The sequence below is a fragment of the Roseovarius sp. MBR-79 genome, assembly GCF_053628555.1.
In genome coordinates this window covers 1-16,040 of sequence record NZ_JBRJGP010000026.1, presented here as the reverse complement: position 1 = coordinate 16,040, position 16,040 = coordinate 1, and the positions used below count along the sequence as shown (strand labels likewise).

Genomic DNA, 16,040 nt, shown 5'->3' with positions numbered 1-16,040 from the left:
TTCTTTTCCGTAGTGAATCATAATCCAAAAATTGTTGCTTTCGCGCGGCTCGTCTTTTTTTTGCCTGCTACCTGTTTAGTCGTGTACCTGCGCATCTTCGAGATCGTTGGTCGCACCTACTGTTTTGGATCTCATCATAGCAATTCTCGGACAGGAACGAACGCCTGATTGGTTTCGGCAGCTCGCCGCAGCTTTCCGTCAAGAACGTCGATCAATGAGAGACGGTTGTGAACGACCTGATGCAGATCGAAGCCATCGGCGCAGATTATGTTCGTGCGCCTACCCGTCCCAAAAGCTTTCAGGCCGTCTACTGAGAAACCAGAATTACTGATAAAGAGTCCACGCGTCCACGTCGCCTTGCCAGAGACTTTTCCAGAAAAGGTTAGCAGATCGGATTGCCCTGTGAGGCCAGCCTGCCATTTGGCTTCGACAAGGTAAGTCTCGCCGTGCAGCTTGAAACTTCCGTCAATCTGTTCTCCTGTTAGCTTAAAAGGTGCTCGCGGCGTTAGACCGTAGGCGGCAAAAAGTTCGGTTAGAAAGCCTTCATATTCGTAGCCGCGCCGCTGTGGAGGGTGGTCAAATAGGCCGATCAGTCGCGCCGATAGTGTTTTTGCCAGCTCATCCGACAGCGTGGTGGTCCTCGCTTCCGCCGGCGGCGTCTCCGGCTCGATTTGGTCACTCGGTAGGGAATCAAGAAATGCTGGATCGTTGAGCTCGGGCACCTTTAGCGATAGGCGCAAGAGGAGCACGTTTAATGCATTTACCTCCGCGCGGGTTAGCGGATCTCCTTTGCCTCTACGCCAGGTCATCGATTGCCGTACGATCGTCAACATCAATGAGCTAAACTTGTGTCGCCGCTGACCGAGGGTTGATGATAACATTTGGACGATTGCGGGGCGTTTGCTCCCGCCCGTCCACAGGTCTTGGCATTGGACTTGTGCAGCCGCCAATGGGAACGCGGTCCGGGAGTTTCCGCTCCCAGGCAAAAAGTTGTAGAGCAGGTCTGCTAGGTCCTCAACGCATTGTTCCTCGACGAGATTCATGAGCGGCTCCACAGGCATGAAAGCGGGGCCGCGAACATGTTCTCGCCGAACGGGACGACCTTATCGTGGTCGTAAAGAACCATTCCCTGGACGAATTTCTCTCCGCATGCGTCTGCGAGCTTGCGCATGCCTGAAAAATCTCCCGCCGAAACGGTGGCGGATGACTTTACTTCGATCCCGACGACCTCGCCGCGGCGGTTCTCCAACACGATATCGACCTCGTTCTTATCTTTATCCCTGAAATGCGAAAACGTGCACCTCTGTTCGCTCCACGTCGCGATCTTCCGCAATTCACTGAACACGAAGGTCTCCAGGATTGCACCGAAGCTCGTTTTGTCCTTACCGACCACTTCCGGTGATACATCGCGCATCGCCGCGAGGAGGCCCGCATCGAGAAAATGTAACTTGGGTGACTTGGTCAGGCGTTTCAGACGGTTTGTGAACCACGGCTTCAGGGTATGAACGAGGTAGAGGCTCTCGAAGACACTCACATACTTCTGCGTGGTGACATGATTGAGGTCGAGGCCGGCACCGATACCCGTGTAGTTGACTAACTGACCTGAGTGCTCGGCAAGCACTGACATGAGTTTTGGCATGATGGCGAGTTGTTCGATCTGTGCGACGTCACGGACGTCACGCTGGACGATCGCATCAAGATAGCTATGATACCAATCCTGCTTCCGCGACCATCGCGTTCGGCTGAGCGCTTCGGGATACCCTCCTGTAAGCACGTTGATAACGAGCTCGTCGCCTATGATCATGTGGTCGGCCGTCGGCTTTTCTCCGGTGAATGCTCGATCAATGAAGTCTGATTTAGTGCCCAGTATTTCTGCCTGTGAGAGAGGCAGTAACCGAACGACCTCCATGCGACCGGCAAGGGAATCCGCCGCTTTTGGAATGGTCATCAGGTTGGCCGAACCTGTTAGGAGGAACCGCCCTGGTGTCTTGTCGTCATCGACTAGGTTTTTAATGGCGAGTAGAAGGTCGGGCGCGCGTTGGATCTCATCGATCACCGCGCGGTCCAATCCGCGGACGAAACCGATCGGATCATTGATTGCTGACCGCAACACGTTGGCATCGTCCAATGTCAGAAAGGGTGTTTTGTCCGACGCGATGTCGGTTGCAAGCGTCGTTTTGCCGGACTGACGCGGCCCCGAGATGAGAACCACTCGGGTGTCGGACAGCGCCTCTTCCACTCTAGCCTTGGCAAATCTTGGGTACATCGTCGCACGGCTCCTTTCGACAGATTGAAAGTGCGCACCCGACCAATTGAAAGTCAAGCGCCGACTAATTGAAAGACAGGGCCCGACTAAACGAAAGCGTACAACCTCAAGCTCACAAGTTTATGATTCTGGCGACGATCCTGCCTACTTTGGAAACGCGAGTTTTTGGTCGTCTATCGTGAAGCTGGGCCTGTCGGCCTCCCCAGCTCGGCTTCGCGTGTCGCAGGGGAGAACGGCCCTACGGTCCGTCGCGCATTCGGCCATGCGGCCTCACCGCGGCGTCGCACCCGCCATCCCGGTTTGCCCGCCTCCCGAGCACGTCCCTCCCCGGCCGTTCCGCCGGATTGCGCTCTGGTCTGTTTTGGCCCGAGGCCAAAACGATCCCGCCACTTCATCCGTCTCCCGCGTCCGGTCGGGCCGTTTGCCTGCTCGGGTCGGGCAAACCTACCGTCAAAACACACACACATGAGTGCGGAAGCATATCCTCCGGATGGCCCCCAAATCAGCCCGCGTCAAGGATCGCAAAACTTTTCGGCGAGGGCGGGGCCAGTGGTGCGGGGCGGTCCCGTGCGTGAGGGCGTGAATGCGTCCGGTGCTGCGCGCGGAAAACTTTTGCGCCCGGCAAGCCGGCGGCTGCGCCGTCCCTGACCCGGGCAGATTCGGAAACCAGGCATTCGGCCATGCCCCCACACTCACGTGGTGGCCTTGGAAACGAACACTGGAGACCAGACATGGCTTACGATAACGCAAACACCTACGAGACCATCGAGCTTTTCGGACTGACCGAGAAGGACGCGCAGCTGCCGATCCCGGAGGATCACGTCCTGACCGACCGCATCATCCGCGAGAGCTTCGAGGCTTTGGTCGGTCAGCTGCGCGGGACCGGGCTTGAAGCCGAAATCGAACCGCTGGCCCATGGGCTCGCGACGATCCTGCAGCGCCGCAAGGTGGCGCTTGGCAAGGAGGTCGACCGCACCGCCGACAAGATCGGCGCGCTGGCAAAATCTCACGACGGATCGGAGATCGCCGAGACCGCGCTCGAAGAAGCGCAGGCGCGCTTTTTGCAGCTGAGGGAGATTGTCAGCGCCATCGAGGTGATGAGCGAGGCGGCGGCGGAATGCTACGAGGTCGAGACGGGCCACGCCTTCATCCCGGCAGCCGGGTCGCGCGCAAGCGTCCGGGCGCAGGAGACCGGGGCGGTATTCGAGGCGCGGCAGCTCCTGGAGCAGCACGACCGTGAAACCGCCGAGAAATCCAAAGTCGAGGGGGTTCCCCTGATCGTCTCAGGCGCCACCGACTGGACCGATGTCGATGTGATCTTCAACACGCTCGATAAGGTTCGCGAACGGATCAAGCAGAACCGCAATCAGGAGATCTTCCTCTGCCATAAGGGTGGCAAGCATGGGGCGGAGATGATCGCGGCTCGGTGGGCCCGGGCACGCGGGGTCGCACAGGCGCGCTTCGATCCGCGCTGGTCCGCGCACGGGCGGGCGGCACCGTTCAAGTGCAACGACGAAATGCTGGACGACAAGTTCGCGGCGACGGGAGTTCTACTCTTCGGCGGCAACGGGGTCGCGCTGAACCTCGGGCAGAAGGCGGAAGCGAAAGGCCTGACGGTCATGCGGGTTGCGGACCCGGCGAAGACGGCGTCGCAGGATTGAAGAGAGAGGGTCGCGCTTTGCGCGGCCCTTTCGTCATGTCTCATGGCGTGTGCGGTCGGTCACGCGTGACGGACGGGCTGCGGCGGCCAGCACCGTCACCCCTCTACCCGGTCCACCAGAGTGCGGCCCATCCGCATCGGTACGGGCTGGGGATGGTGCGCACCTCACGCACATCGTCAGCAGCGCAAGACGCGAGCGGTCGAGACGTCGCAAATGAGGCTGAAGACCTGCACGTCCCTCGGGTGGTGTTGCGGAACATTGCATCCACGCGGGCGGGCTCCGTCAGCACTCCGGCCAGGCTCGGCGGGACGCGGACGCGGATGGTGGCGGCTGCGTGATGGCAAGGGTCATCCGGTTCTCTCCTTTTTGCTCATCGATGTTGATCGCACGGGGTCGGCCCAATCGTGCCCTCAGCTTACGCTTCGGCAAGCACAAATACGGCTTCCACGGCGGAGCCGCGGACCCTCCGCATTTGCGCTTGCGACCGGGCCTCTTGCCCCCGTGCCGGGTGATCCCCATCGCAATAAGGAGTAACCCAAATGACCAACCACTACGTCGCTACCGTCCCCGTCAAGTTCACCGACACCGATGGCCAGGAGCGCACCCGTTTTCAGCGCGTGGGTGCGATGTTCCGCAACACCCGCAACGGGGACGGCTCGGAGTTCTTTAGCCTCAAGCTCGACTTCCCGGTCGCGGTCTCGGAGCTGGTGATGTTCCCGCCGAGCGCGAAAGATCCCCAGGACTGAATCCTCTGACGAAGATGGGCCGCCCCAGGACGATCTTGGGGCGGCCCTGTCCCTGTTCCAGGGATGCCGGTTCCGGCGCGGGTGATCGCCGACAGCGACGTCCCCTTGGTGCCGGTCCTTGCGCTCTCAAAGGACGATCGCCGCTCGCAATAGTCTGGCCGCGACAGACCGGCCAGTCAGCCTCAAGGGGGCCATCCACAAAAACCTATCGGCCAGGGCCTCCCGGTTTTTGCGGCAGAGATTTGGGGGCCCAAATCTGGCCCTCCTTGACCCTGCCTGTCCGCCCTGTCGGTGGGGTTTGCGCCCGCCCGCGGTTCCGTCCGAACACGTGGTGTTCGGGCAGACCTTCGGGCGGGGCTGGTGGACGGGACCCCTAGGACAGGTGGGTCGCCCGGTGGTGAGGGCGGCAGAGCCGCGTCCCTGCGGGCCGCGGCGTGAAGCGGACACCAAGGCTGCCTGAGACTGAATGCGACGTAAGTATATAATTGACAGATTGTTATATTATCGTAATGTAGGGGCAGCCTTGGTGGAAGGTGGCAGGAAATAGGGGGTCTTTCTTCGCATGTCGCGCTCAAAACGTCTCTCAGATGCGGAACGCATGGAGATCGTTCGCGAAGCTGCGGAAGGCGTTTCCACTTCAGTGCTAGCGGAACGGTTTGGCGTGTCGGTGCGGGCGATTCAGTACACGCTCAAAGCTGATGCCGAGCGCCAGACGGATGCCGCAATTCCGGTCTCAGCGGTCAGTGTAAAGGTCACGGCTGCGGAGCTCGCGGCGCTCGACGAGGTGCTGGCAGAGGCCGGGATCGAGAGCCGTGCCGAGGGGCTCAGGCGGCTCATTCAGGCGGCAGGCGGGGTGTTCGTTCCGGACGCGCAGATGGCGGCCGAAATGGCGCGCTACCGCGCCTCTCTGCACGAGGTCGGTAATGGGGTCGCGCAGATCGCCAAGCAGATGACGCAGGCCAACCGGCAGGGGCAGGGGGCTGGCCCGGAGTTCACCGAATTGCGCCTTGCGCAGATGCGCGGGCTGGCGCGGTTCATTCTGGATTCCGCTGACGAGATCGATCTGCTCCTGCGCCGCCGTCGGGACGCAATGCAGCTGCAGGCCACGGCAGCCTTGAGGGAGTTTGCCCATGCGGCTGAATGATGCCGTCCATGCCGTCACGGGCGAGGTCTTCCGGGATGGCTGGAGCCGCGTTCGGGGCTCGATGCAAGGGCTGCACGTGGCCAAGCAGAGCCAGCTTGTGCGCGCGGCTGCGGGGCATCGGCCAGCGGTCTTCAAGGCGATCCGGGGCGGGGGTACGCATACCAAATCGCAGCTCGCAAACCAGCTCGACTACCTCACAACCAAGTCCACCCATATCGTGGACAGTAGCGGGTTCCTGGATGGCAAGTCCAAGCTCGAGGCGGGTGACATCAAGGATCTGACCGAGCGCTTTGCCAAACGGTGGGATGCGGGCTTCAAGCCCAAGCTCGGACAGACCACCCATATGCTCATGTCCTTCCCCATCGGCACGCGGGGCGAGGATGTGCGCGACATCGCAACGGACGTGGCCGAGCGGTTCTTCCAGACCGATGCGGGGCATTTCGACTACATCATCGCGGTGCATGAGGACCGCGATCATCCCCATGCGCATCTGGTGCTGAACCGCCGCTCGCAGGAGGGCGAGTTCTTCTTCTTGGGGCGCAACCATCGCTTCAACTATGACGACTTCCGCCTCGCCATGGTCGAGGAGGCTGAGAAGTACGGCGTGCGCCTCGAGGCCACGCGCCGGGTGGATCGCGGCGTCGTGCATTACCCCGCCCGCACCAGCGAAGTTTATGCCGCGAAAGAAGAGGGTCGCGCGCCCCGCGAGCGCGAACGCGTGGGGCAGGACCTGACGCGGACGCTGGCGGAGATCGCCAACACCAGAACCGTCTACCATTCGCTGGCCGCGGAGGCTTCGCGCGAGGCCCGCGAGGATATTGCCGCGGCACTCTTCCGCGCGGGCGAGGTGCTGGCGCGCGGCGGGCAGGTGGACCGAACAGGAGATGTTTATATGGCCGAAGATCAAAGTTTCGAGGATCTGAGAAGCCTCTATGCGGAGAAGCTCGCGCGGGTGCAGGGCATGATCGCCGAGAAGCCCGATGCCGAGCGGCCCGCGCTCGAGAAAAGCCTCACCGCCATCCAGGCGCAGGTCCAGCACATGCAGCCCTTGGGGCTGCGCTCGGGCTCGCTCTCAGACGCGCCCTCGGAGGGTGGAATCTATTCTGAGGCCAATATCGACGCCAGCCAGCGCGAGCGTCTGGCAGAGCCCGACCTGAGATCGCGCATTGACGCGGCACTACGGGGCACCGGGATCAGCACATCGGAAGTGGTGGCCCGGATCGAGACCGGCGCCTCAAATGCAGCGCTCGAGCATCAATGGATCGCAGACGATCTCTCAAAGGTGGCCGAGGCGCGGGATCTGAATCTCGAGCGCCGCGCCGATCTGGAACAGGCCCGCGACATTCTCAACGATGTGCATGTCGCGCTCGGCACGCTGCTGGAACGCGAACAGGTGCTGCGCCGGGATGGCGTCATGGAAGCGGAACCGATCAGCGAGCGGTTCCATTATCACGGGGACGCGGTGCGGGCGATGGAAGGGACAATCCGTCAGGAGATGCGCGCAGACGGCCTGACAGCGCAGCAGGTGGAGGACCGGGACTGGGAGGTTGTCTCAAGGGCGGAGCGCCGGATCGAGACGGAGCAGCGCGCGTATCTCGAGGCACGCCCGGACCTGCTCGCACGTCCTGGCGATGTGATCGACCGGTCTGAACCCTACAGGGAGACCATCACCGATGCGGCCCGCGCCAGCGAGATCACCCGAGAAGTCGACCGGATCATGGAGGGACGCGACGTCCGCACGCCCGTTGCAGATGCTGTCACGGATGACTTGCGCGCGCGCTATCCGGACATGCCGTCCCACCTTGCCCGTGGGCTCGGTGCGACCTATGCGGCCGTCGTCGAGATACGGGACACGGAGGTCATCAATCAGGTCCGCCGCGAAAACGAGATGCGCGACGGGCTTGGGTCTGGCACGCGCGACGACATCCTCGCGACCCGCGATGAAACTGCGCCGCAGTCTGACCGTGCCGACCGCCTTGCAGACGAGATTACGCGTGTCCTGGAGCATGAGCGGGCGGGGGAGTTGTCCGCGCCCTTCGAGACCGAGGCGGAGCGGGACGCATTTCGCGACGAGATCGCGCGGGTGCTGGATGACCGCCAACTCGACCGGCTCACATCTGGCGATGCCGATGCGCTGGAGAAGGTTCTCGAGGACCGCCTCGACCGGCTCTATGTCGCCAAGGTCTATCTGCAATCCGATGCCGCGACGGCCAACACGGAGGGCTTGCGCCAGGTGGTCGATGATCTTGCCGACACCGAATACGAAAAACACCGCGCGACAGACGTGGATGGAGAGACCGAGCGGGGTCAGGTCCATTGAGCGCCTCCATGGGAAAGGCGCGGATCGCCACGGGCGTCCTGCTTGTGACGCTGGTGACCGGGGCCATGGGCTATACCATCGCCTCGGCGGTGCTGACCTACCAGGATCTCGGGTTTGGGGCCGAGATCGACTTTGCCTATATCGCGCAGAACTATCTGGCGATCCTGGACCGCCGCCCGGAGGACGCGCAACTTATTCACCTGATCATCGGCAGCTTCGCCGCCGCCGGCCTCATGCTGAGCCTCGCCCTCTCGGGGTCCGCCCTGACACGCTTTGGCCAGACCCATTGGCAGAGCGCGCGCGAGATGAAGGCCAATGGGTTCTTCGGGGCGCCCGGCACCGGGTTCATCCTCGGCAAGCTGGGGCCGCCGGGCTCCCGCGCCAGCTACATCTGCTCCAAGGTCTTCCCCCATGCGCTGATCGTGGCGCCCACGGGCCGCGGCAAGACCACGGGCTTCGTCATTCCGAACCTGTTGACCTGGAAAGGCTCCGCCGTGACGCTCGATGTGAAGGGCGAGTGTTTCGAGGCCACGGCCCGGCACCGCGCAGCTCAAGGCGACAAGGTCTATCGCTTTGCCCCCACCGATTGGGAGGGCAAGCGCACGCATCGCTACAACCCGCTCCTGCGTATCTTCGAGCTGAAAGATCCCGCGCGCCAACAGATGGAATTACAGCTTCTGGCGACGCTCTTCCTGCAAAGCGACAATGACCGGGTGCAGGGCCTGCTCAAAGGCGGGATCGATCTCTTCGTGGCGGCAGGTCTGCTGGCGTTCCAGCGCAAGCGCCCCACCTTGGGCGAGATCTATCGCATCGCGGCCTCCGGAGGGAACAAGCAGAAGGAATACTTCGCGCGGGGCCATGAGGTCGACAACAGGGCCGCCAAGCTGATCTTCACCCGGCTGGCCTCAACCAACAACGACACGCTGACCTCATACGTCTCGCTCCTGATGACCTCGGGGCTCGATCAATGGCAGAACCCGGCCATCGACGAGGCGACGGCGGTCTCGGACTTTGATTTCCGGACGATCCGCAAGAAGCCCTTTTCGGTCTATCTCGTGGTCCAGCCGCTGATGGTAAAGCCACTCGCACCGCTGATCCGGCTGTTTTTCTCCGATCTCCTCTCCGCCATGCAGGAAAAGGACCCGGGGCCGGATGAGCCCTGGCCCGTAATGATCATGCTCGACGAGTTCAATCGCCTCGGAAAAATGCCGATCGTGGTCGAGAGCATCGAGACGCTGCGGACCTATCGTGGTCACCTCGCTGTGGTCACCCAAACCATTCCCGCCCTCGATGAAATCTACGGCGAGAACACCCGGCGCGCCCTGCAGGGCAATGCCGGCGTGAAGCTCTACCTGACGCCCTCGGATGAGAAAACCGTCGAGGAGCTCAGCAAGGCTGTCGGAAAGACCACAAAGACCGTCATCACGCGGTCCCAGTCCATCGGCAAGAACCCCTTCGAGGGCCGCAGCCAATCCACGCGGACTGAAGAGAGCTCGTTGTTGCCTGAAGATGAAGCGCGCCGCCTACCGCTCGATGAGATCGTCATGGTGATCGACGCGCAAATGCCGGTCCGAGCCAAACGGATCCAGTATTTTGATGATCGGCTGTTCCGCGCGATCCACGCGGCACAGACGGGCGAGTTGCCGTTTCCGGAGCCGGGGGGAGGGGGGCCGCAGGGCAATCTCCCGTTGAGCGTGCGCGCCATGCCGATGACTCCGCCTTCGAACGGACCAGGTGGGTCTGACGCCGTTGTGGAGACCGCACACCAAGATGCTGGCAGCCAAACGTCAAAGCAAACCGACGTCGCTCCAAAAAAGACCGCGCCTGTCGTTCAAACCGTTATCGCCGAGGAACAGCGCCAGATGGAGATGGATTTTGGAAGCCAGGTCGCCGATGCAGAGGCAGCGAGCGTAGCTGATGAGGCGCAGATGCGCTCTGCAGTCGATGGCTTGGAGGACATGGAAGCGATGCTGCGAGAGGAGGATGGTGAAAGGCTGGTTGCGCGATAGGGTGGCGGGCATGGCGACCTGCGCGTAGCTTCCGTAACGCTGAATGTCACAAACGATACTTTTTGACGCCGAAAAAAGGGGCTGGTTTGCATGACCGTTCGATCTTTCGCTCGGAACGTCGTGGGCAGGGTCCAGCCATCTCCACCTTGTTCAGATTATGCCCCGAGACGGCGCAGCCGCTTGTCGATCTCGGCGGGGGGTAGGAAGACCGCCTCATCCGCCCGCCAGATTTGCAGGGCGGAGACAAGAAGCCCGACATCGCAGGCTTCGGCGGCGTGCAGCTCGTCGATGATCCAGAGGACGCCATGAACGCGCACCGCGCGAGCGGTGGCGACCTTGCGTAGAAGGTTGTCGCCGGTCAGGAGGATGCCGTTTTCCTGGCAGGTTGTCGTCACGAGGGCGAAGCAATCATTGGCCGACAGGCGGCTATGTTCCCGCTTTAGAGCGAAAACCCGCGCGACTTCTTCCCCCGGCAGATCGTAGGTGGCGAGGCCACCGTCTTCGAGCATCCGCCATTCCTGCGCCGTGAAATCGAGCAGCTCCTCCTCACGGATGGGCAGGGGCACGATGAAGCGATAGGGCAGCCGCAGCAGGACGTGCAGCAACTCTCCCTTCTTCAAGTCGATCAGACAGGACGCATCATTGACGACAACACAGGTCACTGGTCACGAGGCCCCCTGATGTCGCGTTCGACAACGCTCAAGGGGAGCCCGAGCATCTGCGCCGCCCGCACGGGGGAAATCATCTCCTCGCCGAGCGCGCGCCAGACGAGGCGCTCGAAGCGCTGCGGCTTCTCGAAGGCCGCAAAGCCCTCGCCTGGACCGATAGGCTCCGGCTCCTCGCGCCGCCAGCTTCGCGCATAGGTCTTGAACGCATATTCCACAGCGCTCTTCGACAGGATGCCCACCTGGCCGAGCCGCACGAGCATCGCGGCGGCGGAGACGCCATAGGTGCGCTTGAGCCGCATGATCTCTATCCAGGTCATGCCGTGACGGTTTCGGCCAGCTTCCTCTTCCAGATGCTCACGCGGAATGAGGAACGCCCCCGCGAAGCGGTGCATCGAGGGCTCCTTTTTCAGTGCGGCATTGCCGGTTTCGGTGATGATCCGGTGCGCGAGTTCGTGGGCGAGGTTGAAGCGCTTGCGTTCGACATTGGTGTGCCGCGAGACGACGATCACCTCAGTCGGTGCGCCCTCCGCCCGTTCGACATGACAGGCCAGCCCGTTGATGCGTTCCGGGAGATCGGCCTCGATGACCTTGAGTCCCTTGTCTTCGAGCAGGGCGGTCATACTCGGGATCGGGTCGATCCCAAGCTGCCACTCGCGCCGCACGTCCCGCGCCTTGGAGTCGATGGCCTCTTCATCGGCCACCATGTCCACGCGCAGCGCGGCGAAGGGGTCTTCAGCGGGGTGCATATCGAGGATGTCCTCGATGGCGAGATAGTCTTCGAGCTTCTCGATGACGATGGATTCCGCCATCGCGCGATCCTGCGCCGAGGCGGTCGAGTTCTTTCGCCACTCGACGCTTTCCAGAGCTTCGACCTGACCGCCGAGCAGGAAGTCCAGTGACACGCCGAGCGCCTTGCCGAGGCCGACCAGCACCGACGAGGACGGCATCATCTTGTCCGCCTCGTATTTGCTGATGGCCTGCGCTGACACGCTTGGGGTTACGCGCTCCGCGAGCGCTTGCATGGATAGACCCGCCCGCTTGCGGGCAAGCCTGAGTCTTTGTCCGAACATGATCCTCTCCCGGCGGTTATTGTTGTGGTTGATAAACGCCATTTCTTCCTGTATATTTAAACACAAGGTTGTCGCATCGTCAACCGAAATCGACACGTGAGGCTTGAAATGTCTAAGAAAAATCAGCATGTTGTGCCGCATGAAAGCGGTTGGGCAGTGAAGGGGGCGGGTAACTCCCGCGCGTCTTCCGTCCACGGCACGCAGCGCGAGGCCATCACGGCCGCGCGGGAATCCGCCATTCGTCAGGGCAGCGAGATGCTGATCCACGGCGAGAACGGTCGCATCCGCGAGCGCAACACCTATGGCAAGGACCCGTATCCGCCGAAAGGCTGAAGAGCATAAGCGGAATGGATGTCAGGATGAGCAACGGTGGGAACAACAGGCAGATACGTCGCATCCTCTCCATCGACGGGGGCGGGATTAAGGGCACGATGCCCGCTGCATTCCTCGCGGGGCTCGAGGAAGATCTGGGCCAGCCCATTGGGCGCTATTTCGATCTCATCGCGGGCACATCGACGGGTGGCATCATCGCACTCGGCCTTGGCCTCGGCCGCACGGCAAAGGAACTGCTCGAGCTTTACGAGCGTCGCGGGCCTGTCATCTTCGGTCAGGACAATGCGGATGATGAACCGCTGGGGAGGATACGGCAGGCATGGCGCACCCTCACCGCCACAGGTCGGCACGTAGTCGGTCCAAAGCACGATGCGGCAATTCTTGCCCGTGAACTCAAGGCCGTTCTCAACAACGATCTGATCGGGCAATCACAGACCCGGTTGGTGATCCCGGCGTGGGATGCCGATCTCCGCAGCCCTTATATCTACAAGACCGCGCATCACACACGCCTGCAAACCGATTATCGCAAGACTGCGCTTGATGCCGCCCTGGCTACGGCAGCGGCACCTACGTATTTCAAGCGACATCGCACTGCTGATGATATTGGCCTGACCGATGGCGGGACATGGGCCAACAATCCCACAGCCATTGCTGTCGTCGAAGCCATCACTCTTCTGGGGTGGCATCCGTCAGACCTGCGCATTCTGAGCCTGGGGTGTCTGGACGAAGTCTACATGCTGCCCGAAAGTCCAGGGTTTGCCGGACTCGGCCTCAAAGTCCTCAACCTTTACGCGGATGGGCAATCACATGGCGCCCTCGGCATGGCAAAACTTCTGACGGGACACCCTTACGATGGGGATCGCATCTACCGCATTTCGCCGTCTGTCCCGAGCGGGTTTTTTACCTTGGATGACACCACGAAGATCGGCCGCCTCAAGGGCCTCGGTATGTCAGAAGCCCGAAAAGCAAAGCCCCACCTGACCCCGATCTTTTTCACCCAGCCTGCCGATACCTTCGTGCCGGTCTATCAACTCAAGGAGAAAGCGGCATGAATCAGATGTTGCGACAGCCGCTGACCGACAGTGATATTCGGCGGCGCACGCAGATATTCACCATCCTGGACGAGATAGGCGAGGATCTGGACCTCACCGAAACCCAGTTTGATCGTGCGCGCCAGAGCTATGGTGCCGTCGGAGACTGGCTGTCCGGTTCAACTGATCCCCTACTCGTCAGTGTTCTGGTCTATCTCCAAGGGTCCAGTGCGCTTGGAACGGCCGTGAAGCCAATCGGGCGGCGGGAATTCGATGTCGATCTGATCTGCTTTTGTGCAGGTATCGCGTCCGGCATCTCACCAGCGACCCTGAAGGCGGCGGTTGGAAACCGGCTCAAGGAACACGCCACCTATGTGCGCCTTCTCGAAGAAAAAAAGCGTTGTTGGCGTCTCAACTATGCGGGGGACTTCCACCTCGACCTATCCCCGACGATAGCAAACCCGGTCTGCGGCAACCGGGGCGAATTGGTGCCCGACCGGGCTCTGAAGGAATGGCATCCGACAAACCCGCGGGCCTACAAGACCCTGTTCGATGAGCGCGCCGCACTCCGGCCTACCTTTGTGGGCAAGTTTATCGCCATGCGGCGGGACGAGGCGACGGTGGAGCCGTTCCCCGTCCGAGAAGCAGTGAAAGGCATCCTGCGCCGCATCGTGCAATTGCTCAAACGGCACCGCGACGTTTTTTATCAGAACAACACGCAAGACGTGGCCCCGATTTCCGTTATCATTACCACCCTTGCGATGCAGTCCTATGCCTATTGCGTGCGCAACCACGTCTTCCATGACGAAATGGATCTGTTGGTCGAAACGATCCGGATGATGCCGCACTTCATCGACCGCCCCATTCTGGACGGACGGCGGGGCTATGCCATCCTGAACGAGACAACCAACGGGGAAAACTTCGCCGACAATTGGAACAAGGATGAACGCCGGGCACCAGCATTCTATGCGTGGCACGCACAAGCTCTGTCCGACTTTGAAGTCCTTCGCGATGCTGTTGGTCAGGACCGTGTGTCATTGAACATGGAGCGTTCGTTCGGTTCCGGTGTCACCGGACGGGTTCTCGGCAACCGCGTCAATGCGGTGTCGGATGGTCGCAAATCGGGTCTGCTTTCTGTCGCACCTGTGGTCGGGCTGACGACATCGAAGGTCGCAGCATCAACGACCGTGCCCACAAATACGTTCTTCGGTGATTGATGATAGGACGAGGCGGGCAATACGACCTGACCCTGTCGCAGCAGCTGCTGTTCCTGAAGGCAAGCCCGGCTATCAGTGGTGTGGGGCAGGTCCGCGCAAACAAATTGACATGGCAAGAGCCTATACAACCGACCGCCTTGGCGCGCTCCTACCTTGCCACTATCACGCTTCAGCCGGGTCAAACGCCCGGTGTTCAGATAGACGACCCGGATCTGGAGTTGCTGGCGGCAGGGCGTCCTTTGCCTCACGTCTACAGAGATCCGCTGCGCCTTTGTCTTTATCTTCCAGGTGCCAGGGAATGGGACGCGCGGAAGCGGATCGACCAAACCATCATTCCGTGGACTTACCTTTGGCTCTATTATTTCGAAGATTGGCTTTGGTCAGACGACTGGAAAGGTGAAGGGCAACACCCCGGCGAAGAGCCTGAGCCAGTTGGCAATCGGGCGATGCGCAGGGCCGTGGCACGGTGCTAAAATTGTCGATTCCGCCTGTGGCAGAAACGGTCGTGTTTGGCCACGTGCCTTGTGTCGCGAGGGATCAACCGTTTAGCAATGACAAAAACCCGCGGCGAAACCTTTGCAGTTTTGGCAAGTTTTTGGCACCTGGCTGTCACCGCCTGCCCAACCTACCAAGTCTCGAAAGCTGTGCCAGCATTCGGGCGCCTGTTCCGGTTGCGTCACCCGGACGAGCCGCAGTTGGCCCTCCAGCAGTATTTGGCCGGCTCGGCAAGGCTTGCACGCCGAAGAATTGTCGCGCTCGAAGGGCTGCGTATTCAGCCCCAGTTGCGCCACCGATGGCATAGCGATTGTAAACTTGTTGGCTACCTGCAAGCCCTCTGGCGAAGGCATAGCTTCCCCCGAACCCGGCTGAGAGTGCTGGCATCATGATGTTTCCGGAAATCGCCCGAACCAAGAAAGGCGTTGCTATGATGAAACCCTTTGCCATCAGCACCATCATGAAAAATGGGATAAGGGCCCCTATGTTCGAGGCTCCCTCCGGGTCGCCAAGCTCGGCAAGAAGCGCCCGAGAGACCCCCGTGATCGTCGCGAACACTCCGGCGACGACGATCGGATACATCGCGAATGAAATGAGCGCGGATAACCAGCGCGCGAAATAATCCTTGGTCACCTCGAACAGGGTCAAGAAGATCATCACTGGCGCAATGCCAATTAGCAGAGCGATCATGAGCCGGGACGCCACAACAATGAACGCCGCCAACCCGCCAAGAATCGAGAGCAGCAGAACCCCAAGTGTGTCAAGCAAGGCACCCGCCATCCAGTTCAGCTCAGATCCCGCAGCATTCAGATAGTCCCCGAGCGCTGCAATCAGTTCGTCAAATTCCTCTGCAAAGGTACCGGACGGACCAGGTGATCCGCCGCCGACAGAAGCCACAAGTGCCCCGGCAATGCTGTCAATTCCGTTCAGTATTGCTGAGGCAAGCGCATTGAACTGGACCCAGTTGGCCGCGAAGACCCCTATAAGGGGTCTGATGCCGGAGGGGGCAGAATAGTACGCTAAGGGCTGATTTTGGCTCCTGTGCGGTGCAAAGTTCTGTAGATCGTTGGCCTTGAGACC

General features: G+C 61.1%; 13 protein-coding genes. 8 read left to right on the top strand and 5 right to left on the bottom strand.

Annotation, left to right across the window (positions count from 1 at the left end; all coding sequences use genetic code 11):
- Positions 1 to 134: 134 nt before the first annotated feature.
- Positions 135 to 1,043: a restriction endonuclease gene (locus ACSSV8_RS17840; protein WP_009820255.1), complete on the bottom strand. Its 909-nt coding sequence runs from the start codon at positions 1,041 to 1,043 to the stop codon at positions 135 to 137.
- Positions 1,040 to 2,266, bottom strand: a complete 1,227-nt coding sequence (locus ACSSV8_RS17835; protein ID WP_009820256.1) for an ATP-binding protein — start codon at positions 2,264 to 2,266, stop codon at positions 1,040 to 1,042. Before ACSSV8_RS17835 ends, ACSSV8_RS17840 begins: the two co-directional genes overlap by 4 nt.
- A gap of 731 nt (positions 2,267 to 2,997) precedes the next feature.
- Between ACSSV8_RS17835 and ACSSV8_RS17830 the strand changes: the two genes are divergently transcribed.
- From ACSSV8_RS17830 to ACSSV8_RS17810, 5 genes are all read left to right on the top strand, one after another.
- The gene (locus ACSSV8_RS17830) at positions 2,998 to 3,927 is read left to right on the top strand and encodes a DUF2493 domain-containing protein (RefSeq protein WP_454283346.1); all 930 of its coding nucleotides are present in this window, start codon (positions 2,998 to 3,000) and stop codon (positions 3,925 to 3,927) included.
- Positions 3,928 to 4,466: 539 nt separating this feature from the next.
- Entirely contained in the window at positions 4,467 to 4,673 is a 207-nt protein-coding gene (locus ACSSV8_RS17825) for a hypothetical protein (RefSeq protein WP_007120662.1), read from the top strand.
- A gap of 562 nt (positions 4,674 to 5,235) precedes the next feature.
- Positions 5,236 to 5,817, top strand: coding sequence for a helix-turn-helix domain-containing protein (locus ACSSV8_RS17820; RefSeq protein WP_009820221.1), 582 nt, complete (start codon positions 5,236 to 5,238; stop codon positions 5,815 to 5,817).
- On the top strand, positions 5,804 to 8,137 hold the full coding sequence (locus ACSSV8_RS17815) for a relaxase/mobilization nuclease domain-containing protein (protein ID WP_009820222.1): 2,334 nt from the start codon (positions 5,804 to 5,806) through the stop codon (positions 8,135 to 8,137). Before ACSSV8_RS17820 ends, ACSSV8_RS17815 begins: the two co-directional genes overlap by 14 nt.
- 8 nt (positions 8,138 to 8,145) lie before the next feature.
- On the top strand, positions 8,146 to 10,146 hold the full coding sequence (locus ACSSV8_RS17810) for a type IV secretory system conjugative DNA transfer family protein (RefSeq protein ID WP_009820223.1): 2,001 nt from the start codon (positions 8,146 to 8,148) through the stop codon (positions 10,144 to 10,146).
- A 155-nt stretch (positions 10,147 to 10,301) separates the two neighbouring features.
- Here ACSSV8_RS17810 and ACSSV8_RS17805 read toward each other — a convergent pair whose 3' ends face one another.
- A complete protein-coding gene (locus ACSSV8_RS17805; protein WP_009815557.1) occupies positions 10,302 to 10,808 on the bottom strand; it encodes a PIN domain-containing protein in 507 nt (168 codons plus the stop codon).
- A complete protein-coding gene (locus ACSSV8_RS17800) occupies positions 10,805 to 12,013 on the bottom strand; it encodes an XRE family transcriptional regulator (RefSeq protein WP_254656520.1) in 1,209 nt (402 codons plus the stop codon). Before ACSSV8_RS17800 ends, ACSSV8_RS17805 begins: the two co-directional genes overlap by 4 nt.
- Between ACSSV8_RS17800 and ACSSV8_RS17795 the strand changes: the two genes are divergently transcribed.
- The 3 genes from ACSSV8_RS17795 to ACSSV8_RS17785 are packed head-to-tail and all read left to right on the top strand — an operon-like array spanning position 11,993 to position 14,465.
- Positions 11,993 to 12,217, top strand: coding sequence for a DUF2188 domain-containing protein (locus ACSSV8_RS17795; protein ID WP_009815559.1), 225 nt, complete (start codon positions 11,993 to 11,995; stop codon positions 12,215 to 12,217). The genes ACSSV8_RS17800 and ACSSV8_RS17795 overlap by 21 nt on opposite strands.
- Positions 12,218 to 12,243: 26 nt before the next feature.
- Positions 12,244 to 13,269, top strand: a complete 1,026-nt coding sequence (locus ACSSV8_RS17790) for a CBASS cGAMP-activated phospholipase (RefSeq protein ID WP_233486458.1) — start codon at positions 12,244 to 12,246, stop codon at positions 13,267 to 13,269.
- Positions 13,266 to 14,465: a nucleotidyltransferase domain-containing protein gene (locus ACSSV8_RS17785; RefSeq protein ID WP_454283345.1), complete on the top strand. Its 1,200-nt coding sequence runs from the start codon at positions 13,266 to 13,268 to the stop codon at positions 14,463 to 14,465. The genes ACSSV8_RS17790 and ACSSV8_RS17785 overlap by 4 nt, the downstream gene beginning before the upstream one ends.
- Before the next feature lie 609 nt (positions 14,466 to 15,074).
- On the opposite strand, the gene ACSSV8_RS17780 is transcribed toward ACSSV8_RS17785, so the two are convergent.
- Positions 15,075 to 16,040 (bottom strand): type IV secretion system protein (locus tag ACSSV8_RS17780; RefSeq protein WP_454283344.1); only part of this gene is annotated, 966 nt, incomplete at its 5' end.

Coding starts and splice junctions, on each gene's coding strand:
- ACSSV8_RS17835 (WP_009820256.1), bottom strand. CDS start 2,266: ATGTACCCAAGATTTGCCAAGGCTAGAGTGGAAGAGGCGCTGTCCGAC.
- ACSSV8_RS17825 (WP_007120662.1), top strand. CDS start 4,467: ATGACCAACCACTACGTCGCTACCGTCCCCGTCAAGTTCACCGACACC.
- ACSSV8_RS17790 (WP_233486458.1), top strand. CDS start 12,244: ATGAGCAACGGTGGGAACAACAGGCAGATACGTCGCATCCTCTCCATC.
- ACSSV8_RS17820 (WP_009820221.1), top strand. CDS start 5,236: ATGTCGCGCTCAAAACGTCTCTCAGATGCGGAACGCATGGAGATCGTT.
- ACSSV8_RS17800 (WP_254656520.1), bottom strand. CDS start 12,013: ATGCTGATTTTTCTTAGACATTTCAAGCCTCACGTGTCGATTTCGGTT.
- ACSSV8_RS17815 (WP_009820222.1), top strand. CDS start 5,804: ATGCGGCTGAATGATGCCGTCCATGCCGTCACGGGCGAGGTCTTCCGG.
- ACSSV8_RS17810 (WP_009820223.1), top strand. CDS start 8,146: ATGGGAAAGGCGCGGATCGCCACGGGCGTCCTGCTTGTGACGCTGGTG.
- ACSSV8_RS17785 (WP_454283345.1), top strand. CDS start 13,266: ATGAATCAGATGTTGCGACAGCCGCTGACCGACAGTGATATTCGGCGG.
- ACSSV8_RS17830 (WP_454283346.1), top strand. CDS start 2,998: ATGGCTTACGATAACGCAAACACCTACGAGACCATCGAGCTTTTCGGA.
- ACSSV8_RS17795 (WP_009815559.1), top strand. CDS start 11,993: ATGTCTAAGAAAAATCAGCATGTTGTGCCGCATGAAAGCGGTTGGGCA.
- ACSSV8_RS17840 (WP_009820255.1), bottom strand. CDS start 1,043: ATGAATCTCGTCGAGGAACAATGCGTTGAGGACCTAGCAGACCTGCTC.